Consider the following 26,031-nt stretch of genomic DNA (forward strand, 5'->3'; position numbering starts at 1 on the left):
CGCCTAAGCACTCATTTAATAAATATAAAAAAAAGCGCGTTATTCTGCGCGAATAGCACGCCAAAAGTTCTCCCAGCCAAGTTGGCTGAATTGCATGCTTTGTTGCGGCGTTTGGCGCGAAAGTTCCAGTACCATATTGGCGATGGCATCAATCAGTTCGCCGAGAAAACTTTTGGGCTGTACTCGCAGTAACCGCTGTTGAAAACCCGCCTTTACCAGCGCATCGAATTCGGGAAACAGCGCCCATGCCTGTTGGCGGGTCTGCTCAGTGAGCTTATCCCACGCGTTAAGCGCCCGCGTCGCCTTATACTGGTTGGGAAAAGTGATTCCCCAGTTGATATAACGATCCCAAAACTGATGTAGTTGCGTTTCCACGTCGCCATTCGCCACCGGCTGCAAAGCAGCCCGCAGATCGCACTTGATATGCAAATAAAGTTGGTTAAACAACACCTCTTTATTGGCAAAGTAGACAAACAGTGTTCCATCGCCCACGCCCGCGTCACGGGCGATTTTCGCCGTGGGCGCCGCCACGCCGAGTTCCGCCACCGCAGCGACCGCCGCATTCAGAATTGCAACGCGCTTTTCTTCACTTAAAGGTCTGGCCATGGTTGTTTTTTAGTTGAGTGACTAGGCGGGCATTATATAACAAAATAACCGGGCGGCGCCAGACCGCAGAGGAAACGCAACGGGAGAGAAAGAGAGTGGAGCGGAGAGCTTGCGTTTAGTGCTTCGACGTACCGTCAGGCGGGCCATCGTTAGTGAACATATGAATGACATTATCCCCATCACGCACTTCCTGACCAACCGGTTGAGTCTCTTTAGGCGTGGAGGCGCTATTTCTTACCGCACCGATGGCACGCAAGCAGGCTTTACGGCGCTCTTGATCCACTTCCACCGCCGCCATTGCCTGTAACTGCCGAAGTACCGTTGCATTGGAAATAGGCGTATCGGTGCGCATGATCGCCAAAATAGCCTCACCGAGCAGTGTGTCGGTTAATCTGTCATCTTTGTTTCTATTCATACCAGCTTCTCTGAATCAGTTTGCATCCACCTCTTATACTGTGGGCCGTGAGTGTGCGTGCGAATACTGCATTGCAGATGTTTGCGGGCCGTATTGCGGCAAACCACCGTCCCGGGAGGTCGATACGGCTAAAGAGGTTGTGCTACGCGAGCGGAGCGAACTTTAGCCGTTAAAACATGCGGGTTTATCACCCGAAAACCTAGTCTTCGCGACCAAATAACATGGCGATAAGCTCATGATAATGCTTTTCCATTTCCTCATCTGCCGCTTGTTCAAGGCGTACCAATAGCTTTGAGCAAATGGTCTTGCGATTCACGCTTTTACCGGCACGCAGAATCTCCATTACGACCTGTCCCAGCGTATCTTCTTTGCCGGGAACGCCGTTTTCCGCCTGACTGAAATACAGCGCAATCTCGCGCTCTGTTTTAGGATTAAAATTACCCTGCCGCATGATCAGGTCCTCAAAATGAATAAAAAACGCACAGGTTAAGTTATACAACCAAGCCAGCTTTGTACAGGATTCTGTTCAGGTCGTGAAAGACATTTTTGACAAAAAATGCTACCTCAATGTAAACAATGTGTTACATCGAGCCCTCGCGTACCCACGCCGCCGCAACGTCACGCAGAACACACGAGTGAGTTATACATAGGGCTTATTGCTTTTTATCAGGCTGTATAACATTTTATTTCTCAGCAAATAGCCATAAAGTTTGTTGAAGTTATTGAAGCCGAATTTTTTGACGATATTGTTGCGGTGTGAATACACTGCTTTCTCACTACATTGATAAATCTCAGCAATACGGTGTACCGACAGCCCTTTCATTGAAAGATACAGAACATATTTTTCCCGTGGCGTAAGCTGAACATCGTTAAAGTCCGAAAGCGCGACCGTATCGACAGAATGTAGGATGGCATCATAAATTCGGCTGATCTCTCCTTTAAAAATCCCCATCTCTTGATGTGCATCAATTAAAAAACGCCGTGCTCGCCCGGAAGGCGTAGTGCTCCCTGTCGATAAATTTATCAGTACCGGATACATCTGTGCGTAAATAGCGTTGTAAATGTGCGCCCAAAGATCAATAAAATGCCGGGGAAACCGACTATCAATAAAGAAAATCAGACGCCCATTAGCTCCAGACGCAGGCGATACCAATGGATCATCATCCACCTTTATCAGAGAGAGAGACTGCGCGATATTATCCAGGCCACTGTGTAAGTAAAGGTCCTTCGACAGAAGGATATAACTACATCCTTGCATTCTACCTTCCCTATTAATATTCACCGTAATAGAAACACGCCTACTCACTGTTTCCTAACATTTCTTACCCTGTCAGTTATACTAAAAAACCACCTGACCAACACGAAAAAAAACCGTTACGAAAGGAAAAGTAATAACTTTGAGAGAAGATGAACCAGAAATCAGGCACCTAAAAAGCCCCTCTCTATTGAACCGCTAAGAAAATTCCCACACACCAGCCTAAAATGCTACTCAGCATGGCAATTAAGCAAGGTAAGATAATAGCGAGAAGGAGGCGATGCGTCTTTCCGATACGCGAAGTGGGCTTTAATTTTTATCCCCGACCAACTTCTCCATAAAACAACAGAAGCACAACAAATCATTAACCAAAAAATTATCATATCAAACAAGCCTAAAAATTTATTTATGCAGTCAGCGTAATTATCTGCTGCGGTTCAACATCTTCTCCCGACAGTAATGATAAAAGAAAAGAATCATCCGATCTTTTTTAATCTTATTATTTTTCATATAACCTCATCTGGCGACACAGCCTTATCACTACCCACTATTTTTTTAAATTAATCTTACTTATAACTTACCCCAAATACAACTATATGAAATAGCTAAAAATTTATCAGATCATAATTTTAACCCTCTGTTTTTAAAAACATAAGAGTAGATAAATTGCAAAAAATAGCGATCAAACCACCCCGTTCATCCATCACATAACCTTCACTATTGAGAGAAAAAATGATGAAAATTAAAGCACCTAAGATTTATCAATGATTTGATTGTTTGTAATGCCCAGGTATAATGCGGAGAAATTACGTTGATTTTTAACCACCGCAATTTGTTATACGATATGAATAAATCATAAATAACAAAACCGGAGTTCATTCATGGATGTTAAAGAGAGATTTATATTTACTCTCGACAAGGGAGTTGTATTCTTCCCTGAAAAGCGTTGCTTAGTTGCCCGGGATAGCACAACGGTGGAGTTATCAGAAAACAGTTATCGTTTTCTCCTTTTATTATTAAAGGGGGAGACAGACAAGCAGAGTCTGATTAATCAAGTTTGGGCCGAACAAAGAGGTTCGGTCAGTGAAAGTAGTTACTATGGACAACTGTATCTATTAAGAAGAGCTTTTAACCAAGTAGGGTTGCCACACTCGTTGATTAAAACCATACCCCGTAAGGGCGTTAAATATATTGGGCAGGCAACCCAAAGCCCGTATCACGAAATGGTTGAGCCAGAGGAAGAGTGCACCACATTGCCTGTTCCACCCGAAATGGCGATCGTCGAGAAAATGGCGCCGCCGCCCTCAGAAGCGGCGCCAAAGGATGAGGGTTCATCACCGTTGCCTAAAACGGTGTTAAAAGAGTGGTACCACTCAAATAGTTGGAACATTTTTGTTTCCGCCTTATCTGTTTTGGCGGTGTGCTGGCTTACCACGTTAATTTTAGCCGTTTTATTCTTTTGGAAAGGCTAAGTAAGAGAATAAAACACCTAATAACAACTTTTGAGAATTTCATTAAGGACTTATAGCAATCATGTCGTGTTAGATAAGCGGGTCGCATCGGTAATGCTGATTTAATTTCCCCGTTATGGAAAACGATAAAGTACGCAACTGATGTTCGATACACCATCTATTTAATACTAATTGCCCGGTAAGCGAACCTCGGGAACATGATAAGGTAATACTATGAACAACTTTTTAATCAAATACTATGCCATTGCTCAAACCAATGTTGAGCATTTCATGAAAAACCAACGCGGCGTGACAGCGATTGAATATGCGCTGATCGGCGTGGCAATGGCAACATTACTGGCATTAATTTTTGGCGACCAAAACAGCGGATTCCTTGGCGCGATCGCAACGGCATTCCAGAAAATCGAAGACGCGATTACCAGCGTAACCTTCAGCAAATAAATCAGCCTATTTCGCCACCGTGGCTTATCACCGCCACGGTGGTCAAGATGCACATAAACAGAACACTACCTTTACAGAGCTTACAGGGAAATAACATGGCGTGGCTGATAACAGCGAACTATATCGTGGTTGTTTTACTGTTACTGGTCATCTCTGTGCAGGATATTACCTCACGCTTAATTAGCAACCAGCTGGTGATCATCGTAGGAATCGCCTGCTGTTCGTTAGCTTTGTTAACCGGCCATACGCCCAATCTACTTCTTTTTGCTGCCGTGTTGGTTCCCGGCTTTTTCCTCTGCATCGGCAATATCATCGGTGGCGGTGACGTCAAGCTGATGTCAATGCTGGCGCTGCTGTTTACCCCGTCTCTTTTCTCTCATTTCTTAATCCTTACGGCATTATGTGGCGGCGTTATTGCAGTAGTGGGTTTGATATTTTTTTATAAAAAAACCAGGCAACACGGCATTCCTTATGGTGTAGCCATTTCACTGGCCTTCATTTTTTCTTATTCCACCAATTAAACCATCTTCTGTAGAAAGGAATCGTTGATGAATCACAGAGTGCTTTTTTTTCTCTCAATTATGGCAATCGGCGTGGGTGTCGCCGGTATTTTTTTGCAACAACAAAAAAATAGCCAGATTGAGCATAAAGAAGAAGTAAAACATGAGGATGCTCCTCATTCGATTTTAGTCGCAAAAGCCACGCGCGATCTGCGCTCGGGCGACATATTAGCGCCCCAAGATTATGAGGTTACCTCCTTAAAATCATCATCAACTGTTACCGACCCTCGCGATATCTCAAGTGCTCCTGGTGGAAATATTCGCGGCTATTTGGTGACCAATAACACCCAAAAAGGCAGTGAGCTTACTCTGTCAATGCTGTTGTCACCAAGCCATCCGGACTACGCAAGACGCAGTTTAGGCGTTAATGAAATGCCTTATTCTTTCCCAATTACTTCTACAGATAATTATTTACTCTCGTCAACCAAGGCCGGAGATAAGTTAGCGCTCTACATCAGAATAAGAGAGGTTGAAAAAGGGAAAACAGAAATGGTGGGGCTGGCCGATGAAGGCGCCTCCTCTCTCTCCAGCTCGCACACGCCGAAGTACGTCGTGAGCCGCATCTTTGAGCAGGTCACCGTGCTGGATAGCAAGCGTTTCGAAACGGCTAAAGAGAGTGAGTCTCGCTACGCCCAGGAAAACAAACCTATCGGCATGATCGTGTTACGTCTAAACCAGAAACAACTGGCGATATTAAGAACCATTGAGAAATCAGGCCAACTGTTTCTGCTGCCCGACAGTACCGCCCGGCAAGGCGTTAAACGCATTGGTATGGATGATGTTCTTCCTCAATTACGTTCAGTCAAAGAACTACGAGGGAAAAAGTGACTTTTCAACACTTAACACAGGGAAAGAAAATGGATAAGGCATTTTACCGCGCGCTGATCGGTATGCTTTTGAGTCTGATAACGTTTTATGTGGCGGCGGCGGAAACTTACCTGATGCCGGGGGATTCTCAGGTCATTCAGGTTAAAGAAAATATCGATACGGTATTTATCTCCTCGCCGGATGTTGCCGACTATGAGCTGATTGGCGATAAAAGTCTGGTCGCCTATGCCAGAGAGGAAGGTCGGGCCGACCTGATCGCGTTTGATAAGAACGGCGACCAGGTATTAAAAACCACCTTAGTGGTGGATGCGGTTTTAAGTAGCGTGCACAAACGGGTTAACCAGGAGTTTCCGGATAGTAGCGTGAATATCCAGAAAATGGGTAAGACCTACATTATTTCCGGCACCGCGCCGACTGAAGAAGCCAAAAACCGTATTTATCAAATCGTCGGTGAAGGCATTGGCGCGAAAAGCGTGGTGAACCAAAAGAAAGTGAAGGACAGCGCCACCGATAATAGCGGCAATGATTCCGACAACAATAGCCCGTGGCTGGATGAAGTCGTCTATCAAGGCGTGATTAATAAGCTAGAGCTACCAATAACCAACCAGGTAAACGTCAAACTTTCGGTGGTGGAAGTTAGCCGCGAGTTTATTGACAACGTTGGATTGGATTGGGGCACCGCAGCGGCAGGCAGTGCCATTACGCCCGGTACCTTTCATTTTATTCGTTTTAACGCTGATACATTGAGCAGCATGGTACATGCCATTAGCAATGACTCTGTCGCGCGCGTGCTGGCTGAACCTAACCTATCAGTTCTTTCCGGTGAAACGGCCGAATTTTTGGTCGGCGGCGAAGTCCCGATCGTGACCTCCTCGCAAAATGGTACCAATCTGACCTATAAAGAGTTCGGCATTAAGTTGAACATCGGCGCCAAAGTCAGCAGTAGTAAACAAATTCGCTTATTGTTAGGTGAAGAGGTCAGCAACATTGATGACACCTTCTCCGATCGTGCCGGGAATAGTTTCCCTGCCCTGCAAACCCGTCGCGCACGTACTACGGTCGAGCTGGCTGACGGCGAGAGTTTCTTACTTGGCGGCTTAATCAGTAACCGTGAGCGCGAAGCATTAAGAAAAGTGCCGTTTATCGGCGACGTGCCGATTCTCGGCGCCCTATTCCGTAACGCCTCCACACAGCGTAATCGCACTGAACTGGTGGTGGTTGCCACCGTTAACCTGGTCAAACCGATCGCCTCACGCGATGTGGTTCTGCCGGACTTTAAACGAACTTCTACCGTTGCCCGCTTTTTTAACTTTGACGGCATTAATGAACGTCGCGATCGGACTCGCGCGCAAGAATTTATCGAACAGGGAGGCTTTATCAAATGAATCTGACGGGCGTAAAACTGATTATTTTCATGGTGTTGATGATCCCCGGTTCGCTACTGGCCTCGCACGATAACTACGCCATTGAACCGCAAACCGGCGTCATGCAATTCACTCTCGCCACGCCAGATACCATTAGCCGTGAAGTGGTCACCGGCAAAATATTGGCGCAGGTCTCAAACGATTTTAATGGCGAGATCGAACTGATTTGGACCAATGAGCGCTTTGCCAATAGTGTTCAACTCCTGCGTAGCGCACTCATTTCCCACGGCGTCGCGCCTTACCGTATCAAACTGACGCACGATATTGGCGGTTATCGCGAACAGGGCAGCGATGGCATACAGATTGTGGTTCAGCAATTTAAGCAACGGCTACCCGAATGTAGTGATAAAGGACAAAGCTACCGTTTGGATATTCATGACGATTTAGGCTGCGCGGTAAATAACATCCGTAGCCGGGCATTAGTCAACCCATATCAATACCGTTTTTAGGGAAGAAACATGTTGCTATTCCAACAAAAAGATCGCGCCAGCACTGAGACCAGCGTACGAAAATTTTACGTTTTTTCGGCACGAACGGCAGTCAATGAGCAACTTTGCCAGCAGTTTCGCCTGGCCGGTTTCAATGCCGTCGAAGGTATCGAACAGGATATTACACAATTATCTCATTTTACGATTCCTGATAATGCCAGCGGGGTGGTGGTCGATATCGGCAGTAGCACGGAAGTGATGGAGATGGTGAATACGCTGCAAATGCAGGTGCCGCGTAAAGTATGGTGCTGTGTGGTGGGAGAGAGCGACTCAATCACGCTGGCACAAACCTTCGCACACAATAACGTGGGGTATTTCAATCTCCACATGCAGCAAGATCTGATGGTTCAGGCGGCACTCGGTGGTATTGAACTACGTAATAATCGCTCTGCGGTGAACATCAGCGTGCTTGGCTGCAAAGGCGGCGTTGGCTGCACCACTATTGCCTGGCAGTTGGCCGGCGAAATTACGCGCCTGAAACAACTCCCGACCTTGTTTATTCAGGGCGGTTGTGGCTCACGCGATCTTGATTTATATGCTGGTAAAAAACTGTCGCAGGAAATCACCTCACTGCAAAAAAACCTCGACATTATGAGCAGCGCTGGCGGCGCCTGGCCTGAATTACCGTCAGACATCGCTCAACACTATAATTTCGTGGTCTTTGAACAATCGATCACCACCGCAGATAAAGAACTGATGCGTCAGCTTGCGGAAAAATCACGTTGTCTGGTGCTGGTGATTGAGCGTTCACTGGCTTCCGTTCGCGTCGCGCGCGGCATGATCGAAAATATTGAACTGCTGCGCCGTAGCAGCCATACGCCACGGCGATTATTTGTCTGCCTCAACGATACGCGACCGGTCGCTTTAGATGCCCTGAGTCTGATGGATATTAAAACCTTATTGGGCCATCCCATCGATATCGCCTTTACCTACAACCGTCGTCAGTCACCCCCTAAACAGGCGAAAAAGCGGCTGATTCACTCTCCGCTCGACCGGCTAACCAGCGCAGTATTGGGCGGTGAATCGGCGCGTAAAAAAAGCCGAATTAATCGCCTCTTTTCGCATCTGCGCCGGGGTAACTAATGGATATCGCCATTGAATTACAGGAAAGCCTGCGTGACGCAGTATTGAAAAATATTGAGATTCATAAGATCGAGCATTTAACGACCGATCGCACTTTGCTGATCGCTGAGATGAATCGTCTGCTGGAGCGCGTAACCGACCGGCAAAATATTTATCTGGCAGCGCAGGCCCAATGGCAAATGGCAGAGTTAATGGCCGATGAAATTATCGGCTTCGGCCCGCTACGCGCCCTGCTGGAGGATGATACGGTCAGCGATATTTTAGTTAATGGGCCAGAGCATATTTTTATCGAACGTTTCGGTAAGCTTGAGCTCACCCAGTGTCGGTTCATCAACAATAACCAGTTAACCGATATCGCGAAACGTTTGGTACAGCGTGTGGGAAGACGGCTGGATGAAGGAAGCCCGCTGGTTGATGCCCGTCTGCCGGACGGTAGCCGTTTGAATGTCGCCATCCCGCCAATTGCGTTGGACGGTACCTCTATCTCCATCCGTAAATTCGGTAAACATAACTTACAGCTTACTCATCTGATCGAGGCTGGCGCACTGACACCGCAAATCGCCAATTTTCTGGCGATTGCCGCACGCTGCCGCATCAATATTTTGATTTCAGGCGGAACCGGCTCGGGTAAAACCACCCTGCTTAACGCCCTCTCAAAATATATTGATGAGAATGAACGCATTATCACGATGGAAGATGCTGCCGAGTTACGTCTGATGCAACCTCATGTTTTGCGGATGGAAACCCGACTCGCCGGGGTGGAAAACACCGGGCAAATCACCATGCGTGCCCTATTAATCAACTCATTACGTATGCGACCGGATCGTATTATTGTCGGCGAATGCCGTAGCGAAGAGGCCTTCGAAATGCTGCAAGCCATGAATACCGGGCATGACGGTTCCATGTCGACCCTGCACGCCAATAATCCGCGTGATGCGGTCTCCCGCCTTGAAAACATGGTCATGATGGCGGGGATGAATATTCCCATCGAATCCATCCGCCGTAATATCGCTTCGGCTATCAACCTCATTATTCAGGTGTCGAGATTAAATGATGGTTCGCGAAAAATAATGAATATTAGTGAGATCATGGGAATAGAAGGCGATCGTATTATTTTACAGGACATCTTTTCTTTCCAGAGCCAAAACGATCGGGACGAGAACGGGAAAATAAAAGGCCGTTTTCTTTGCGAGGGGTTATTGATGCGTTCCACCGTGATGCGCAACGCCACTCTGTTTGGTCTGGAAACCGAACTCAAACAGATTTTTAATATGGAGTAAGGTATGGCGTATCTTATTCTGCTCGCAGGCGTGGTGTTGTTGGGCATCAATATTGTTAGCTGGAAGCGTCTAACCCGCTCCATCACCCAAGATGCGCATCGTGCGGCAACCCCTAACATCCCACGCGAGTACCTGCGCGCAATAGTACAAGAGTGGCGTACCTATGCGCTAGGCGATGGCAGTTGGCGTGGACGACGCGGCTTAATCATCGCGTTGCTGACGTTATTGGCGATGTTGTTCATTAATGCCTGGTGGCTCAAGTTCACGTTAGGGTTCTTTTTACCCACCATGCTGGTCATCCTCTTCGTGGCTCAAATTCGTATTGGTCGCAGCCTGCACCATAAAGCATTTGAAGCCACCTTCCCTGAGGTGTTGTCGGTCGTGGGCTCGGCGGTATCGGCTGGCAATAGTATCCATCAGGCTCTACATCGCTGCGGCGAGGACGTTGCCGGTGAGTTGGGCGAGACATTTAACCGCATTGATCGGCGGCTCAACCTTGGCGAAGAGCCAGACCGCGTGTTTCTTGATGCCTGGCGCCGCTATCCTTACCGCGAATTCTATTTCTTTGTGATGGTGATACAAATCAGCATTCAGCGCGGAGGGCAATTACGCACGCTGATTAACCGTCTGGCTCGCATTATTAATAACAGTAAGAAAATGGCTAAACGTAAAAAGGCCATGACCTCCGAGGCCAGGACCTCGGCTAAAATCGTGGCCGCAATGCCGATACTGTTTTTATTTGGTATGAAATACCTTAACCCGGAGAATTTTGACTTTGTTATTCACGACCCGGTCGGGCGGCTTATTCTATATTACGTTATAGGGAGCGAAATTATTGGCATGCTAATAATTTGGCTTCTGTTGAAAAGGGCGACCTAATGAATCTGGTTTATCTTATTCTGTTGGCTTTAGGGATCTATACCATTGCCATTAGTGTATTGCAGCAGCAAAAGGTTCTACGGCAAAAAAAGATCCTTGAACCCCTGAATCATCAATCCGGTAAAAAAGTGGTAGCCACCATCGATTACCACACGCTGATTATAAAAAATAGCCGTTGGCTAAGCCTGCTCGACCGGCTGGATAAACAGTTGCCGCTTAAGTTGCAAATCTTTTGCGGCGTGGCGGGCGTGATTGTCTTAATCAATCTCTTGGGTCTGCTGAGCTTGTCGATGCAAGGGCTGGGCATGCTATTGATGCTGGGCATGGTGCTGGTGATTGTATTACCGGGGATATTGCTGAAACCGTCGATCAAGGGCCGGGTTAAATTGATGATGGATGCACTGCCCTACCTGGTGGACTTGGTGGCGGTGTGCGTTCAGTCGGGTATGACGGTGGAGAGCGCCCTGAAATTTGTTAGCGAACGCTTTCAGCACTTGGATAAGAACCTTGCCAGTTTAATGGCGGTATTAGTGAAGCGAGCAGAAGTCAGCGGCATGGAAGAAGCGCTCTCGGAGTTATATCACTCAATGGAGATGACCGAAATCCGTATGTTCACCGCCACCCTACAGCAAAGCGTCCATTATGGCACCTCGCTGTATGAGCATTTAATTGAGCTTTCGCAGGATATTCGTGAATTACAACTATTAATCACCGAAGAAAAGGTGGGCAGCCTATCGGCCAAGATGAGTGTGCCACTAATTATTTTCATTATGTTTCCCATCACCATATTAATCGTAGCACCAGGTATTCTAAGGATAGTGAAGAATGGCATGTTTTAAACAAACGGCGGTGTTTCTGGTTTGTCTACTGACGCTCGGTGGTTGTGTCGCTCCGCAACCCAAAACCAGCGCGGATTTAAATACCCAGGAAGATATTTTACTGAAGTCGAAAAATTATACCGGGTTAATTAATTTGTATCGGGGATGGTTAAAAGATAAAGATGAACCCGGTATCCGACTGAAACTTTCCCGCTATTACTACCAGGCGGGTGATTACAAGTCATCGCTCTATTATTTGCAGCCGTTATCGACCAAAGCCGATCTGAATGTTTACACCCTGCAAGCACAAAATATGATTGCGCTGGGCGACTATAGCCAGGCAATACGGGTTACTGACCGTATGTTGCAACACGATTCGCAAAATGCGGAAGCCTGGAACCTACGCGGTATCGCCCTTGCCCTTTCCGGTAAATTGCAGGAAGGAGGGCAAGCCATTCAAAAATCACGCGATCTGTTTATTGCCGATGATGTCGCGATTAATAACCTCGCGATGGTCGCACTGCTAGACCGGCGTTACCAGGATGCCGTTAGCCTATTGCTACCGCAGTATTTACGCGGACGCCGCCAGCCGCGCCTGTTGCATAACCTGGTGCTGGCGCTGGTGAAGGTCGGCGATACGCGTTATGCGCGCGATATTATTCAAAGCGAGAGTTTGTCTGACTACCCGAACGAACTGATTGATGCACTGGAGCGAACCGGGCCACTACAAAAAGGAGTCGCCTGATGCGCGGGCTGGGTCGTTTTTACCGTGAACAGCGTGGGGTAGCCACGATTGAGTTTGCGCTCACCGTGGTGCTGTTTCTGTTTATGGTGCTGTTTATCGCCGAAATGTCACGTATGGCATATGTCTCTTCGGTGATCGATTTAGCCATTTCAGAAGCGGCTAAAGAGGGGAAAAACGCACCGGAGGAAAATGGCGGATACCAACGGCGTTTTCGCAATACCTTAACCGAGCAAGGCGGATCGCTGTGGTTTTTCCTCACCAATGAAGATGCGGTCGAGATGTCGATCCATTACGCCAACTCCGTCACAGAAATGGCTGACACCGGCGGAACCGAAGGCCAAGCCCACACCCGTGGTAATGCCCTGGCACGTTACCACTTGCTGTATCACTACCATCCGATGTTTTTCCCCTTCCCCACCAATTGGGCAAGCTCGTTATTTAATCGTGAGGTGATTTTTGTTCAGGAATATGAACGTTCACAGTTTATGGACTGACCGGCGTGGTTCGGTCGCGGTGGAATTCTCCATCATTTCCGTGGTGCTGGTGATTTTTATGTTTTTCCTTGCGGATTTAGTGCTGCGGCAAGCCACGGTAGGCAAGCTGGATCGGCTCTCCTACTCTATTGCCGGCGTGCTGCGCGAACGTATTCAGCTTTACGATAGCCGGGAGGAGTTGAATAGCGATGACGTGACCAAAATCTATCATCTGGCGCAACGTATGGTGCGGGATATGAACCCAACGGCAGACGTTGATGCGCTGAAAATCCGCGTCCAGTCGCTATTTTTTGCCCCACGCGTCGATCTCACGGATAACCAAAAACATCTTATCCCGCAGAAAGAGTGGCTTTTTCATATTCAGGGTAACGAGTGTTATCCGCCCAAACCAATCGAGCAGTTAAAAGAGCTGGCGCCGCGTGGCAGCTATGGTCGCTGGGTGCCGCTTTACCAAGTCACGCTGTGTTTACCGACCGAGAGTTGGTACACCCGCCTGACTTCCGGGAAAGGCAAACAGCCATTACTGTCCTCCTCTTCTGTCGTGATGTTGCGCTAATCCGATGAAAATATTGATATTGATTATGACCGTGCTCTTTGCGCCGCGACCTCTTTTGGCAGCGACGCAGGCGACGCTGTTTATCGATTCAGCCGAACCGCAACAGGCCGCGTTGGCGGCAGAAATTAACCAAGCGTTGTTTTACAGCCCAACGTTGCGCGCAGCGCTAACAGTGACGGTGTTTGATATTAATCCCAACGCCCATCCCTTTAACGGGGAAGTGATTTACCACATCGATAGCGACGGAAAAGCGGTAGCGCAGTACCGTCCGGGGCGGCTGCCCTATCTGTTTTGTCAGGCGGACGGAAAAACAAGGACACACTTTACGGTGAGTAATAAGGATCAACTATGTTTATGCATCAACCTTGGCTAGCGCTGGTGCGGCGTTTCCTCGCCGATAGCCGCGGCGCTTTCGCCATCAGCCTGGCGCTTTTGGGGGCGTTTTTATTAAGCATGGCGGCGCTTGGTCTCGAAGGGTCGCGCTATGTGATGGAACAAGCTCGCCTGTCGGATGCCATGGAGCAGGCGGCGTTAGCGTTAACCGCCGAAGATAATGGTGAAGGCGCGGAGCGCAACTATGCGCTCTCCAGCGATTGGCTGGCTGCCTACATGAATCATGCCGAGAAGGTGGAGAGGCCGGTGATTCGGGTGCTGCATGGCGTCGCCAACAGCGCACACCATTTAGCTTGGGTTGAGTATCGGTTGAGTAGCCATGTTCTACAAAGTTCTTGGTTCTCCTCAGCTTTTTTCCCCTCCTTTAATAAACAGGTCAACGTGGGTAATAACGGGGCGGCGCGTAAATTTCGCTCGAATATAGACGTTGCGTTTGTGGTCGACTTTTCGGGTTCGATGCGCCAATCAATTGATAAGGAGATTGGTAATAAATCCAAACCGTGGAAAATGGATGTTGCTAAACAGATCACCGTGAAACTGGCACGGCAACTCGCCGAGTATGATATTGACAATAAAGTCGCCTTTATTCCTTTTGGTTGGGGAACGCGTAAAGGGAATGTCTGCGCGCCGCAATTTGTTCTCAACGCGCCGATTCCGCCGGAGTTATTCAGTAAAAATGATGCCGGCACTATCGCAAAACTTTATGACTATATTGACTATCCGGCCACCATTAATGCCATTCCTCACCAAGTGAATGATATTCGCATTAATATTAATCAGGTTGATGAACTCCTGTGCCTATCATTTCATAGCCCGGAATCGATAGAAGAGGGTTTAACCATGACGCAGGCTGAAACCATTCCCCTCACCGCCGATCCGGAACAACTTAATAAAGCCATCATTAATATGTCGGCCAGCGATCGTACGCTGGTAAGTTCCGGGATGTTAGAAGGCACCCAAGTGTTAGCCAAAGGTTCGGCGTCGCGTAAGGTACTGGTCATTGTTTCTGATGGACAAGACTGGCCGATGCAGAATGAAGGCATTACGCAACGATTACTGGATAATGGCCTGTGTGAAAAAATCAGAAGTGTATTAACCACGCCACATGCGGTTGGCAAAATTGCTTTTATCGCGCTCAAATATAATCCCACCTCTGACTGGGAAAAATGCGTCGGCTCAAACAACTTTTATACTGCGCAAAACTTTCAGGAATTTGAAGATGCAATGACCCGCGCGGTCTATGAAGAGGTTGGGCACAATACGCTTAAGGATTAATGATCTTTCATTACCCTTATCAAGGGTAATATGAATAACTAATCAGAATTAATAAGGGCCCAAATAAGGATTCACGGCGTGGCACGCGCTACTCTTTTTCGCGCCGTTACTCTCCAGGCCATACGCGGTTACCGTGGGCCTGCGTGTATATCCGTATGACATCGGAGAGTAATTGCATCGCTACCGTTTAAAGGATGTTTCTCTTTATACGGCATGCATGGAAATTAACGTGTTTATCATAGGATTGATATTGAATGAAAACTAAAGTAGCTCTTTCTGTTCTGGCTGGTCTGGCCTTTTCTGCCTCTGCTCTGGCTGATACGCCGGCAAGCTATGACACTAAATTCAACGTTAGCGCTAACGTACCGGACAGCGCTCACATCACCGATCCAAGCGGCAAACCAATCACCGATCTGGATGTAGTATTAACCCCGGCAGCCTCCGGTTTTATGGAAGCCACTACGCCAGTGCTGAAGCTGTGGAACAACGATGTGAGCAAACTGGAAGTGACGCTGATCATGGATGACAGCCAGGCAGCTACCGGTAGCAACTTCACCCTGTACAGCACGCAGGGCGGTGCGCTGAACGACATGACCTACAAAATCAATGCCATCACTTCAGCAGGCAGCAAGCAATTTGCCGCCTCTGGCGCGACCCAGGACTATACCTTGGTGGCTAACGGCACCCACGGCGAACTGCCAATCACCTTTAACTTCGTTTCCGACAAGCAATATACCGACCTTGGCCAGGGTAACTACACCGGCGTGGTCTATGCCAACGTTAACGCTAAAGCATAATTCCTCTAATTAAAGTCCAGGGCCAGTATTCATCACTGGCCCTGTTTGGACCCTCATGATGAAATCTAAATGCGTTCTTCTTGCTCTGCTAACGTTAATGCTGCCCGGGAGCGGCAGCGCACAAACGTCTGGTAGCTCGGTCAGCCTGGATGTCGGCGCTGAATCTGTTGCGCGTGTGGTGGTGTATTACCATGACGTACCCGTAACGGGTAATAATATTAATTTCCCACTACCGATTAACGGCCTTTCACAACATTTTGAACGCGTCTCCGATTTTTTCTATGTCGTGGGCAATGTTGAGCAGGCGGATGTGGTCTTTTCCGATAGCAGCTTTGTGTTGTATTCAACCAGTGGCGCAAATCGAAAAATAAACCTTTCCGGTGAGTTTATTTTTCAGAACAGCCCTTCAAGCGCGCTTAAACCTCTACACGTTCCGGTACTAAAAAATATTAGTGAGGCCACGGTAGCTACAGGATTTAAGGTGCACTTTACGTCGGAATTTTTAGCCGGTAATTACACCCAAGATACCTATGCCAACTCTTTTACGCTGTTAGTTAAACCTATTCCTTAAATAAAAAGCAGGGACGCATGAACAGTAAATTTGCCTTTAGCGCCATTTGCTTAGGATGTGCTATTTCTATGGAGCCTTCATCAGTGGGAGCTTCAGGCGTTGCCTTACCTCCCGGGTTCGAAGATATTTTTAGCGCACGTCAAAATGGTATATTTGATATTGTCTATGGTGAAGCGTCTATCGGCTCGCTGAGTATTGAGTATGACCGTACCAGCGTGTCGCTAAGCTCGCCGCAAACCGTGGTGGAGCAGATAACCGCCGTCGATATGCCCGCGCTCACGCTCAGTAATGCGCAATTGCTAAAAGAACTCTCCCAACCGCTCAGGCGCATTAGTAAGCAGGGATTCACTCACGATAAGATCGCCGCCTGGATTAATGAGTCCGATGCCACGCTGCATTTGATTTTCCCCGCTTCCCTATTTAAAGAACCGAATGCGGCGAATGATCGCACCTATATTCTGCATAAAAGTAAACCCGGTTTTGTGCATAGCCATAACCTTAACTTCTTGTCAGACAGCTATAACGACAGCTTTACGCTGGCCTCAAACGATACGCTTAATCTTACCGGAAATAGCTATATTCGCAGTATCTGGAGCTATTCAGACGATATTAATTTTAATCTGGAAGAGCTGGCGCTCTATTTGGAGCACGGTAACAACCGCTTTAAAGGCGGCCGCCAGCGTTTAGGCGATAACTTTACTTATAGTACGCCCTCGCTTACCTATAGCTTCTTCAACCCGGTCAGCTTTGATGGCGTTTCACTCGGCTATATGACCGATAACTATTTACGCCCCACCGAAGGGGCCTCGTCACCGGTAACGGTCTACATGCCGCAGGCCGGTACGGTAGAAGTCTACCGCAACGGACGGCTGATCGATTTACAACAGTTCCCGGCCGGGATGCAGCAGTTAAACACTAATAGCTGGCCGAGCGGCGGTTACGATGTGAAATTAGTCCTGAAATTAGCTAACGGTAGCCGGGAAGAGAAAATCCAGCCGTTCTTTAAACGCAACGGCATGTTCCGTTCCGGCGATCTGGAGTACAGCTTCCAGCTTGGTCGCTATGATCAGCGCCAGGGCCATTTGCGCTCCAAAGAGGATTACCGCTGTTTTAGCAGCGACTGCGATCCTCGTAGCCAACGCGTTGACAATAATAATCTCGCCAGCGCGACCTTAGGCTACACCACGCAGTCGGCTATCTCCCTCGGCGGCGGCGCGCTGCTGGATGATAACCATCTTTATTACAACGCCAGTATTGATATACCGGTTAACTTTTTGCTGGCCGAACGCCTCTACAGCGACACTTTACTCGGCAACGATGGCAGTTATGGTTACCAGCTTGGCGTCAGTAAGAGCTTATATAACATGGGCTTTAACCTGAGCTATCGTGATAACCGCTATAAAGGCGAGGAGCGCGATTATCGCCGTTTCGGCGTGGTTTCCGCCTATGACTTTAATTATCTCCAGTTCAGTACCAGCCTGTTTCTACCCTATAATATTGGGCTCTCCGCAATCTATAGCATGAATACCCTCTATCAGGATTACGGGCGTCAGGATAAGACCAACTATAAAACCTGGGATCTTAGCCTGAACCGTGACTTTACCTTAAACGACAACCTGAATTTACGCGTCGACCTCGGCTATCATCACGGTAAAAATGAATATATTAGTAGCCGTGATAAGAATAATGCGCGTAATGAAAACACCGATAACCGCGTATTTGCACAATTTACGCTGGGGATGCGTGAGCGCAGCTATAACCATTATCAATCATTATATTTACGCTCAAAACTGAGTGATAAGGGCGCTGACGATAATATCTATACCGCTGACTATGCGCTTGATTTAGAAAACCCGGAATTTGATCGCGGCGGGAAATACTCCGTCAATGCCAGCCTTGGCAACGGACCGGATTATCAAACCACCAGCGGTCTGGGCGCCACCGTCGATAACCGGCTGGGCTACACCTCTGTCGGCGTGAACAAATCCTACGGCAATAATAGCTACCGGCAATATTACCTGTCGCAACGCAGCGGCTTTGCGGTCGGTGATGGCGACATCGCTTACGGCAAAATGGACAATAACGCCGCGCTGATTGTTGATGCGACGGATCTGCCGAAAGATCAATACTTTGAAGTACGTAACCGTGACGCGTCTTCAGTGCTGGTTAAAGGCGGCCAGAAAACAACGCTGTCAGTCCCTGCTTACCAGAAGGTCTCTCCAACGATAGAACAAGTCTATACCGGCGATACGAACGCGTTTTATAACCTGTCCACCAAATCGACCTCCACTTGGGCGATGCCAGGGCAGGCATATAGCGTCAAAGTGAGCGCCACGAAAAACCAAACCGTGACCGGTCGCATCTATTATCAGGGCGCACCAATGGCTAATGCGCGCGTGGTCGGCGGTAACACGCTTACCGATGAGGAAGGGTTATTCGTCGGTGATTTCACTCTCGGTATTGAGAGCAAATTAACCACCCTGTCGGTGAAGAAAGACGGCAGAAACTATGTTTGCCCACTGCGTGACAGCAATATCAAGCAGACTCAGGGCGTGATGCAAATTCGTGAGGTTGAATGTGAAATTGAATAAAACCAAGTCGGCGATATTAACGCTGGGTCTGTCATTAACGCTTACTGCCCATATTGCGCAGGGCATTGAAGTGTTTCCGATTGTCAAAGAAGTAAAAAGTGAAACGCCTCGTGAAAACTACGTGACGGTTAAATCGATGTTTCAAGCCAAAGACAGCATAAAGGAAGATAAAGCTGAAACACAGCAATATGAATTCGTCACGCTGGAGTTATTTGAGGTAAAAAACCCTGGCGCCGATAAAGAGATTTTTGAAAAAGAACTCGGTAAAAAAGATCCGACATTAATGTTCTCCCCTACCCGTCTGATTATTCCCTACGGCGAGGAGAAGAAAGTCCGTCTGTTGCCTTTAAAGCCCGTCAGTCGTGAAAAGGTGTATCGCTTACGCATCCGTCCAAGCTACCCCGAACAGGCGCTGGAGAAAGATAAGATCCGTTTTGCTATCGGCTATGACGTTTTGCTGCGTTACCTGCCGGAAGGGAAACGGACGCAAGGCATTGAGCTACGTTGCCAAAACAATCAATGGACAATAACCGCCACCGGCACCGTGCGTAGCGAAATGCGTAACCTGGTTATCGACGGACGTAAAAATAAAATGCTGTTCAACGTTTATCCCGATTTCCCGCGCACCCTGACGGTAAACCGCCAGTTGGCTTTTGAAATGGATAAAAAAACCTACGTCTACGATCAATGCCAATTAAAGGAGTAATGCATGAAACGTACTGTGCTACTGGCCCTGCTGGCGCTCAATATCGGCCCGGCCAGCGCCGGAGATTGGATCTTCCGGCCGGTCGCCAATGGTCGCTTACAAATATCGCAACAGGGCGGTGCGGAACAGGGTCCGGATATGCTGGTACAACGCCAAGCAGAGCAAGCGTCGCTCACGTTGCAAGTCATGCCTGCCGGTATGGGACATTGTGAGAATGGTGTTTTAACCGGTAGCGGTCCGCTCTCGTCGATTCGTATTCCGCTGGTACCGGTGATTCGTAGCATTGCCCAGCCCGGCCTTAGCGCGCAGTGCGGCGAATCGCTGCAGTTTGATGCGCCCGCGCAAAGCCAACTGGTCGGCGTCAAAGCGGCGCCGCGCAACGAACGTATCGCCACGGCCGCAATCCCGGCGGCCTTGAGCGGGCAGCGTATTTTGCTGGGGTATGTCAACTTTATCCAGGCGAATAGCCAGATGGCATCCAATGCGATCTATCTCGACCTGAGCACCCTGAGCGGCGGCGTTCCATCGTTGCAGGCGGCGTTTGATAAGCCATCCCTGCGCTTTGGCGAAGTTAACGTTCTAAAAAATAGCCTGTACAACGCGAAATTAACCATTCGCAAAACGGCAGAAGCAGGCGATGCCGCGGTACCGTATGAACTGACATTCGAATCACGACAGCAGCGGGAGAACAGCTTCCAACTCAAGGATACGCGCGGTGAGATTTTCGTGCCGTATCAAATCAAAATCGGTAGCTATCAGATGACACCGGGCGCGATTTACACCGGTTTAATTCCGGCGGGCAGCGCCACTGCCGACATTATTGGCATCAATTTTTCTCTGTCCGGTAAAAATATCAGCGGGTTAGCCGCCGGTACGCGATTGACCGACACGCTGACGGCAGTCATTACGCCAACTTCTTAATAAGGAAAGGTAAATATATGGAGCGAAGCAATATCCGTGTCCCGCTGGCTTTAGCATTGCTGTTTAACGCCACGGCGGCGCTTGCGGTACCGGTGACCACCACCATTGATGTAGAGGCGGAAATCAGTACCAGCGTGCGCGTTTATGTCGATGGTAAAGACGTCACCAACGGCAATGTTAGCGTTAAGCTGGACAATCAAGGCGGTTATATGCGGGGCATTACGCCGAAATTTGTGTTTATTGGCAATGCTAGCGTGGTGTCATTAAGGCTCACCCCACCGCCGAATAAAGCGTTGGTTTCTGGCGAGAATACAATGCCAATCAACACCGCCTGGATCCTCGACGGTAATGATAACGGTATTGGCGTAACCACCGGCTCACCGGTCAATAACCGCCCGGTTTATCCCACGCTCGCCGACGTACCGCCGAACGATGTGGGCGTAAAATTACGCTTTGTCTCCGCACAGCGAGCAGAGACCTATCCACTAGGAAAATACAGCGGTACCTATACGGTCATGGTCACGCCTTCTTCTTAACACCGTTTTTTTGCCCAGACCAGAGCGATTCTCTGGCTCTTTGTTTTGCGGGAATGGTCGATTTTCGGCCATCTTTCCCGCTTTTTTTTGTTTCGCCCCCACCCAACAATGAGCATGCCCGCACGCCAGCAAAATAAAATCATTGGCGATCGGAGCATGCTGATTTATTTTACTTATTGTTAACATTAAAATAACCATCGCTTCCTCCAGCAAATCGGCCAGGTTTTCCGCGCAGGAGTTTCCCGATATCCAGAACAATCCCGGTAAGGAGTGGGTGATGGCTAATTACACCTTGCGCCAGCTAAAGTATTTCGTCACCACGGTGGAGTGCGGTAGCGTCGCTGAAACCTCGCGTAAGCTGTATATTGCGCAACCCTCCATTTCCAACGCGATAAAAAGTCTGGAAGAGAGCTTTGGCGTACAGCTTTTTATTCGCCACCATGCGCAAGGTGTCTCATTAACGCCCTCTGGCGCGCGTTTTTACAGTAAGGCGCAGAAGCTGCTACGCATGGCGCATGAGTTTGAGCAAAATGCGTTGGCGGATAACGATATGGTGGCGGGCCAAATTGATATTGGCTGTTTTGAAACCGTCGCGCCGCTGATTTTGCCTAAGCTGATCCGCGGCTTTAAGTCGCTATATCCCGGCGTGGAAATCATCATTCGCGATGGCGAGCAGCATGAACTGGTGCAGGGACTAACCGCCGGTAGCTTTGATTTAGCGTTGCTATACGACCACGACCTCGATAGCAGTATCAAAACCGATCCACTGGTCGCGCCGAGAAAACCCTATATTTTGCTGCCGGAAGATCACCGTTTTGCTCAACAAGCGCAAGTCTCGCTGGCAGACCTGGCGACAGAACCGATGATTTTGTTAGACGTCTTACCAAGCCGCAACTATTTCGTTAACTTGTTTACCCGCGCCGGGATTACACCGAATATCATTTTTAGCTCCCCCTCGATTGAGATGGTGCGTGGGATGGTGGGACAGGGATTTGGCTTTGCGATTTTGGTCACCCGCCCCTATGGAGATCACAGTTATGACGGCCAGCGCCTGGTGACGGTGGCGCTGAAAGATGCGGTGGAAGGCTCCGGCCTCACCGCCGCATGGTTAGCCCGCAGCCAACTCACCAAACCGGCGCAACTGTTCGTTGAGTTTTGTAAGCAGCAACTGGCGCAGGCTCTGTAGCCAATCCGCCTCGGCCCGATTAATGCGTTGCCGTCATCCAGTGCCGCAACCGGCTTAACATTGCCATGCAGCGCTCCAATTGATCGACACTCACATATTCGTCGGGCTTATGCCCTTGGTCCATACTGCCTGGCCCGCAAATCAACGTTGCCACGCCAACCTCGTCAAACAATCCGCCTTCGGTGCCGAAAGCGACGGTGGAAAACGTTTCGCTATCGCACCATTGCGCCAGCCAACCGGCGAAATCCGATTGCGCATCGGTTAATAACCCCGGATACCGGCTGAGCGGCTCAAAGGTAATCTGGCTCTCCGGCGCCACAGCCTGCATGGCGGGCAACAAGGTGCTGGCATACTGCTGCAACGCCTCAACCACCTCATCAACTTTTGCATCCGGTAAATGGCGGATTTCAAAATCGAACCGACAATCCTGCGGCACAATATTGAGCGCCGAACCGCCCTGAATGGTTCCCACCTGTAGCGTGCTGTAAGGCGGATCAAAACGGGCGTCTTGTACCACCGCCAATTGTTCGCCGAGCGTGTCCAGTTTGGCGATCAATTTTGCCGCGTAGGTAATGGCATTAACGCCCTGCGGCGCGTAAGCCGAGTGGCAGGCCTTCCCGCGCAACTGGCAACGCATCGCCAGCTTCCCTTTATGGCCGTACACCGGGCGCATCTCGCTGGGTTCGCCAATGATGCACATCGCCGGTTTGTCCTGCGAGGCGTTGAGGTGCGCCACTAAACTCCGTACCCCGAGGCAGCCGACCTCTTCATCGTAAGAAAAAGCCAGATGCAACGGCATCCGCAAGCGCCGGGCGGCAAAATCCGGCACTGAAGCTAATACGCAGGCGAGGAACCCTTTCATGTCGGCGCTACCGCGCCCGTAATAGCGCCCGTCACGCGCGGTTAGCTCAAACGGTGGCACCGTCCACTGCTGCCCATCCACCGGTACCACATCGGTATGCCCGGAAAGCATCACCCCGCCGTCTCCCGCTGGCCCAAGGCGGGCATACAGATTCGCTTTACTGCCGCTCTGGTTATAAAACCGTTGCGAGGAGATACCCCATTCATCGAGCCAGGACTGGATAAAATCAATCAATTCAAGATTCGATTCGCGGCTGGTGGTATCAAACGCCACCAGCTTCGCCAACATGTCCCGCACGCGGTCACTCATCGCCCGGCACTCCATAGCCCGGTGCCTGACGGGGATCAATGGCACGCGTAATGTAGTCTTGCATCTGTGGCTGGTAAGCCTGCCACAGCCCGGCCAGTTCGCCGATCGGATCGCTAACGGCCCAATCCACCCGCAGATCAACAATCGGCCAGGGGTGATCGCCAACCACTTTGACCGCCGCCGAATGAACCGGCCCGGCTTCGCCGCCCCGCGCCACGCCCGCTTGCAATGCCGCCACTAAACGTTCGGCTAATGGCCCCGCCGTCTGTTCAAATACCTGCACCATCGCGTTGATCACTGCTTTATCCGCCAACATATTGCCCGCCGCAACGCACTCCTCGCCCTGCACCGCATGGTAAGTCCCCAGCGATTTTGCGCCGCTAAATACCGCGGTGGCGCCGTGGCTGTCAATCACCGTCACCTGGCGATATTCGCTAAAGCCGTGGCTGGATAATACGCTCTCCAGCGCGGCATCCGGTGTCATGCCCTTTTCCAGTTCGCCAAGTATCTTCGGCCCTAATACCGGTAAGGTAATGTTCTGGCTGGAAACAGCGCCAATCCCCGGCAATAACCACGGACAGCGTGCGCCCACGGCAATGCTGGAAGAGCTGATGGCAATTCCGAGTTGCCCGCTTTCCGCGCAGCGCGCGGCAATTGAAAAGGTCATGATCCCTCCCGGGCGGCGTCCTCATCAGGGATCACCGCAATAATATCGATTTCCATCAGCCACTGCGGTTGCGCCAACGCCGAAACCACAATGCCGGTAGAGATCGGAAACACGCCCTTCAGCCATTTCCCCACTTCCTGATATACCGGCTCGCGATAACGCGGATCGATAATATAGGTCGTCGTTTTCACAATGTGCGACAGGTCGCTACCGGCTTCTTCCAGCAACTGCTTCACGTTTTTCATCGCCTGCTCGGCCTGCGCACGCGGATCGCCGAGGCCAACCAGGTTGCCGTCAAAATCGGTGCCAACCTGCCCACGGACATACACCGTGTTACCGGCACGCACCGCCTGGCACAGGTCGTTATCCAGCGATTGATTCGGATAGGTGACCTTGGTATTAAACATGCGAATACGGGTGTGGGTCGGTTTACTCATGAACAACTCCTTGAAAGCGAAAAGAGAAGCCTGCGTTAACAGGCGTTCGGCTGACGGCGACGGTAAGCGCTATCGCGGCTCGCCAACCAGTAATAGAGCGGTGATGTCACCAGCAGACCAATCAACCAGGAGAGATCGGCGCCGTTGATATGGGCAGAGATTGGCCCTACGTAGAGAGGCGTATTCATAAACGGGATCTGCACCAAAATCCCGATCGCATAGGCTAACAACGCCTGCGGGTTGTAACGGCCATAGATGCCGCCATCAACGCGGAAAATGGAGGTAATATCGTAGTGGCCTTTATGGATAGCGTAGAAATCGATCAAGTTAATCGCAGTCCACGGCACCAGTACCACCAGCAGCGCTAAGACCAAATCAACAAAATGGCCAATGAAGTCTTCCGAAGCGCCAATTGCCGCAATACAGCAACAGGTCAGCACGATGACCGAGATCGCCGCACGACTTCTGCCGGTGGGGATCCAGCGCCAAACGAAGGTCTGTACCAGCGTAATCAGCGATAGCACCGCGCCGTACAGATTTAGTGCGTTATGGCTAATCACGCTCAACAAGAACAGTATCAGCATCAGCGGCCCAATCGAACCGGTCGCCAGTTTGACCGCTTCCATGGTGTCCATACCAATCGGTGTCGCCAGTACCGCCACGGCGCCAAAAATAAACGCCAGGCTGGAGCCCAGCACCGAACCCAGCCAGGTGGCCCAGAAGGTGGCCGCCACCGGAACATTTTCCGGTAGATAGCGTGAATAGTCGGAAACATAGGGGGCAAAGGCAATTTGCCACAGAGCGGCAAGCGAAACGGTTGCCAGCCAGCCAGAGAGGGTAAAGCCGCCGCGCGTCAGAAAATCGGCGGTATGAATATGGCTAAAGATATAGCCAAAGCCAACCACGATCCCAATCCCTAATACCCAGGTTCCGATGCGGTTCAGGATATGGATAAAACGGTAACCGATAATGCCGATGATCCCGGAACCAATCGCGCCGACCACAATGCCAACCGGCACCGGCACGCTAGCCGCCACGCCATGTAATGACTTACCGGCCAGCACAATATTCGAAGCGAAGAACCCGATATACATAATCCCGGCGATCGCCACCACCAGCAGTGACCCGAGCGAGCCGAACTGGGCGCGGCTTTGGATCATTTGCGGGATACCCATTTGCGGCCCCTGCGCCGAGTGCAACGCCATTAACACGCCGCCGATCAAATGGCCAACAAGGATCGCGACAATGCCCCAGACCAGGTTCAGGTGAAACAGTTGCACGCCAAGCGCGCCAGTCACAATCGGTAATGGCGCAATGTTGCCGCCAAACCACAACGTAAAGAGATCCCTGACTTTTCCGTGACGATCTTCCGGCGGCACGTATCCGATAGTGTGCTTCTCAATAATCGGTGGCGATGATTCAATATTGGGCATGGT

General features: G+C 49.8%; 30 protein-coding genes. 22 read left to right on the forward strand and 8 right to left on the reverse strand.

All coding sequences use genetic code 11. From position 1 onward, the window contains the following. Positions 1–39: 39 nt before the first annotated feature. From PMPD1_RS18750 to PMPD1_RS18765, 4 genes are all read right to left on the reverse strand, one after another. Positions 40–606, reverse strand: a complete 567-nt coding sequence (locus PMPD1_RS18750; RefSeq protein WP_173635473.1) for a TetR/AcrR family transcriptional regulator — start codon at positions 604–606, stop codon at positions 40–42. Positions 607–721: 115 nt separating this feature from the next. Beyond that, a complete protein-coding gene (locus PMPD1_RS18755; RefSeq protein ID WP_173635474.1) occupies positions 722–1,021 on the reverse strand; it encodes a hypothetical protein in 300 nt (99 codons plus the stop codon). A 199-nt stretch (positions 1,022–1,220) separates the two neighbouring features. Then, a complete protein-coding gene (gene ycgZ, locus PMPD1_RS18760) occupies positions 1,221–1,472 on the reverse strand; it encodes a regulatory protein YcgZ (RefSeq protein ID WP_173635475.1) in 252 nt (83 codons plus the stop codon). Positions 1,473–1,661: 189 nt separating this feature from the next. After that, positions 1,662–2,189 (reverse strand): helix-turn-helix transcriptional regulator, encoded by a 528-nt coding sequence (locus PMPD1_RS18765; protein ID WP_173635476.1) that lies wholly within the window; start codon positions 2,187–2,189, stop codon positions 1,662–1,664. A 968-nt stretch (positions 2,190–3,157) separates the two neighbouring features. Here PMPD1_RS18765 and PMPD1_RS18770 point away from each other — a divergent pair. The 22 genes from PMPD1_RS18770 to PMPD1_RS18875 all read left to right on the forward strand — a co-directional run bounded on the left by PMPD1_RS18770 (position 3,158) and on the right by PMPD1_RS18875 (position 22,320). After that, the gene (locus PMPD1_RS18770; RefSeq protein ID WP_173635477.1) at positions 3,158–3,748 is read left to right on the forward strand and encodes a winged helix-turn-helix domain-containing protein; all 591 of its coding nucleotides are present in this window, start codon (positions 3,158–3,160) and stop codon (positions 3,746–3,748) included. Between the two features lie 213 nt (positions 3,749–3,961). Continuing rightward, positions 3,962–4,189, forward strand: a complete 228-nt coding sequence (locus PMPD1_RS18775) for a Flp family type IVb pilin (protein ID WP_173635478.1) — start codon at positions 3,962–3,964, stop codon at positions 4,187–4,189. 95 nt (positions 4,190–4,284) lie between these two features. Then, on the forward strand, positions 4,285–4,710 hold the full coding sequence (locus PMPD1_RS18780; RefSeq protein ID WP_173635479.1) for an A24 family peptidase: 426 nt from the start codon (positions 4,285–4,287) through the stop codon (positions 4,708–4,710). A 27-nt stretch (positions 4,711–4,737) separates the two neighbouring features. Beyond that, positions 4,738–5,577, forward strand: coding sequence for a pilus assembly protein CpaB (locus tag PMPD1_RS18785; RefSeq protein WP_173635480.1), 840 nt, complete (start codon positions 4,738–4,740; stop codon positions 5,575–5,577). A gap of 29 nt (positions 5,578–5,606) precedes the next feature. After that, positions 5,607–6,962: a type II and III secretion system protein family protein gene (locus tag PMPD1_RS18790; RefSeq protein WP_173635481.1), complete on the forward strand. Its 1,356-nt coding sequence runs from the start codon at positions 5,607–5,609 to the stop codon at positions 6,960–6,962. After that, positions 6,959–7,450 carry a hypothetical protein gene (locus tag PMPD1_RS18795; RefSeq protein WP_173635482.1) on the forward strand — a complete coding sequence of 164 codons (492 nt, stop codon included), beginning with the start codon at positions 6,959–6,961 and terminating at the stop codon, positions 7,448–7,450. The genes PMPD1_RS18790 and PMPD1_RS18795 overlap by 4 nt, the downstream gene beginning before the upstream one ends. A 9-nt stretch (positions 7,451–7,459) precedes the next feature. After that, on the forward strand, positions 7,460–8,572 hold the full coding sequence (locus tag PMPD1_RS18800) for a CpaE/TadZ family protein (protein ID WP_173635483.1): 1,113 nt from the start codon (positions 7,460–7,462) through the stop codon (positions 8,570–8,572). Beyond that, the gene (locus PMPD1_RS18805) at positions 8,572–9,852 is read left to right on the forward strand and encodes a TadA family conjugal transfer-associated ATPase (RefSeq protein ID WP_173635484.1); all 1,281 of its coding nucleotides are present in this window, start codon (positions 8,572–8,574) and stop codon (positions 9,850–9,852) included. Before PMPD1_RS18800 ends, PMPD1_RS18805 begins: the two co-directional genes overlap by 1 nt. A 3-nt stretch (positions 9,853–9,855) precedes the next feature. Continuing rightward, complete coding sequence (locus PMPD1_RS18810) at positions 9,856–10,731, forward strand: type II secretion system F family protein (protein WP_173635485.1); 876 nt, start codon at positions 9,856–9,858, stop codon at positions 10,729–10,731. After that, complete coding sequence (locus PMPD1_RS18815; RefSeq protein WP_173635486.1) at positions 10,731–11,570, forward strand: type II secretion system F family protein; 840 nt, start codon at positions 10,731–10,733, stop codon at positions 11,568–11,570. Before PMPD1_RS18810 ends, PMPD1_RS18815 begins: the two co-directional genes overlap by 1 nt. Next, on the forward strand, positions 11,557–12,294 hold the full coding sequence (locus PMPD1_RS18820) for a tetratricopeptide repeat protein (protein ID WP_173635487.1): 738 nt from the start codon (positions 11,557–11,559) through the stop codon (positions 12,292–12,294). The genes PMPD1_RS18815 and PMPD1_RS18820 overlap by 14 nt, the downstream gene beginning before the upstream one ends. Further along, a complete protein-coding gene (locus tag PMPD1_RS18825) occupies positions 12,294–12,788 on the forward strand; it encodes a TadE/TadG family type IV pilus assembly protein (protein ID WP_173635488.1) in 495 nt (164 codons plus the stop codon). The genes PMPD1_RS18820 and PMPD1_RS18825 overlap by 1 nt, the downstream gene beginning before the upstream one ends. Then, the gene (tadF, locus tag PMPD1_RS18830) at positions 12,763–13,344 is read left to right on the forward strand and encodes a tight adherence pilus pseudopilin TadF (RefSeq protein WP_173635489.1); all 582 of its coding nucleotides are present in this window, start codon (positions 12,763–12,765) and stop codon (positions 13,342–13,344) included. Before PMPD1_RS18825 ends, tadF begins: the two co-directional genes overlap by 26 nt. A gap of 25 nt (positions 13,345–13,369) precedes the next feature. After that, positions 13,370–13,717 (forward strand): hypothetical protein, encoded by a 348-nt coding sequence (locus tag PMPD1_RS18835; protein WP_173635490.1) that lies wholly within the window; start codon positions 13,370–13,372, stop codon positions 13,715–13,717. Continuing rightward, positions 13,693–15,012, forward strand: coding sequence for a protein TadG, associated with Flp pilus assembly (locus PMPD1_RS18840; protein ID WP_173635491.1), 1,320 nt, complete (start codon positions 13,693–13,695; stop codon positions 15,010–15,012). The genes PMPD1_RS18835 and PMPD1_RS18840 overlap by 25 nt, the downstream gene beginning before the upstream one ends. 254 nt (positions 15,013–15,266) lie before the next feature. Beyond that, the gene (locus PMPD1_RS18845) at positions 15,267–15,809 is read left to right on the forward strand and encodes a hypothetical protein (RefSeq protein WP_173635492.1); all 543 of its coding nucleotides are present in this window, start codon (positions 15,267–15,269) and stop codon (positions 15,807–15,809) included. Between the two features lie 55 nt (positions 15,810–15,864). Further along, positions 15,865–16,380, forward strand: coding sequence for a hypothetical protein (locus tag PMPD1_RS18850; RefSeq protein ID WP_173635493.1), 516 nt, complete (start codon positions 15,865–15,867; stop codon positions 16,378–16,380). Positions 16,381–16,397: 17 nt separating this feature from the next. Further along, positions 16,398–18,971: a TcfC E-set like domain-containing protein gene (locus PMPD1_RS18855; RefSeq protein WP_173635494.1), complete on the forward strand. Its 2,574-nt coding sequence runs from the start codon at positions 16,398–16,400 to the stop codon at positions 18,969–18,971. Next, a complete protein-coding gene (locus tag PMPD1_RS18860; RefSeq protein ID WP_173635495.1) occupies positions 18,958–19,677 on the forward strand; it encodes a hypothetical protein in 720 nt (239 codons plus the stop codon). Before PMPD1_RS18855 ends, PMPD1_RS18860 begins: the two co-directional genes overlap by 14 nt. 3 nt (positions 19,678–19,680) lie before the next feature. Beyond that, positions 19,681–20,598, forward strand: a complete 918-nt coding sequence (locus PMPD1_RS18865; RefSeq protein ID WP_173635496.1) for a hypothetical protein — start codon at positions 19,681–19,683, stop codon at positions 20,596–20,598. Between the two features lie 17 nt (positions 20,599–20,615). Further along, positions 20,616–21,134 carry a hypothetical protein gene (locus PMPD1_RS18870; RefSeq protein ID WP_173635497.1) on the forward strand — a complete coding sequence of 173 codons (519 nt, stop codon included), beginning with the start codon at positions 20,616–20,618 and terminating at the stop codon, positions 21,132–21,134. Between the two features lie 277 nt (positions 21,135–21,411). Then, the gene (locus PMPD1_RS18875) at positions 21,412–22,320 is read left to right on the forward strand and encodes a LysR family transcriptional regulator (RefSeq protein ID WP_173635498.1); all 909 of its coding nucleotides are present in this window, start codon (positions 21,412–21,414) and stop codon (positions 22,318–22,320) included. Positions 22,321–22,339: 19 nt separating this feature from the next. On the opposite strand, the gene argE is transcribed toward PMPD1_RS18875, so the two are convergent. Genes argE through PMPD1_RS18895 form a run of 4 tightly spaced genes read right to left on the reverse strand, consistent with a single transcriptional unit; the run spans position 22,340 to position 26,028 of the window. Further along, positions 22,340–23,491 carry an acetylornithine deacetylase gene (gene argE / locus PMPD1_RS18880; RefSeq protein WP_173635499.1) on the reverse strand — a complete coding sequence of 384 codons (1,152 nt, stop codon included), beginning with the start codon at positions 23,489–23,491 and terminating at the stop codon, positions 22,340–22,342. Next, positions 23,484–24,158 carry a DUF1028 domain-containing protein gene (locus PMPD1_RS18885; protein ID WP_173635500.1) on the reverse strand — a complete coding sequence of 225 codons (675 nt, stop codon included), beginning with the start codon at positions 24,156–24,158 and terminating at the stop codon, positions 23,484–23,486. Before PMPD1_RS18885 ends, argE begins: the two co-directional genes overlap by 8 nt. Further along, positions 24,155–24,595 carry a RidA family protein gene (locus PMPD1_RS18890; protein ID WP_173635501.1) on the reverse strand — a complete coding sequence of 147 codons (441 nt, stop codon included), beginning with the start codon at positions 24,593–24,595 and terminating at the stop codon, positions 24,155–24,157. Before PMPD1_RS18890 ends, PMPD1_RS18885 begins: the two co-directional genes overlap by 4 nt. Before the next feature lie 35 nt (positions 24,596–24,630). Then, complete coding sequence (locus PMPD1_RS18895; RefSeq protein ID WP_173635502.1) at positions 24,631–26,028, reverse strand: purine-cytosine permease family protein; 1,398 nt, start codon at positions 26,026–26,028, stop codon at positions 24,631–24,633. Positions 26,029–26,031 lie beyond the last annotated feature (3 nt).

It is taken from the genome of Paramixta manurensis (assembly GCF_013285385.1).
Lineage (GTDB): Bacteria > Pseudomonadota > Gammaproteobacteria > Enterobacterales > Enterobacteriaceae > Paramixta > Paramixta manurensis.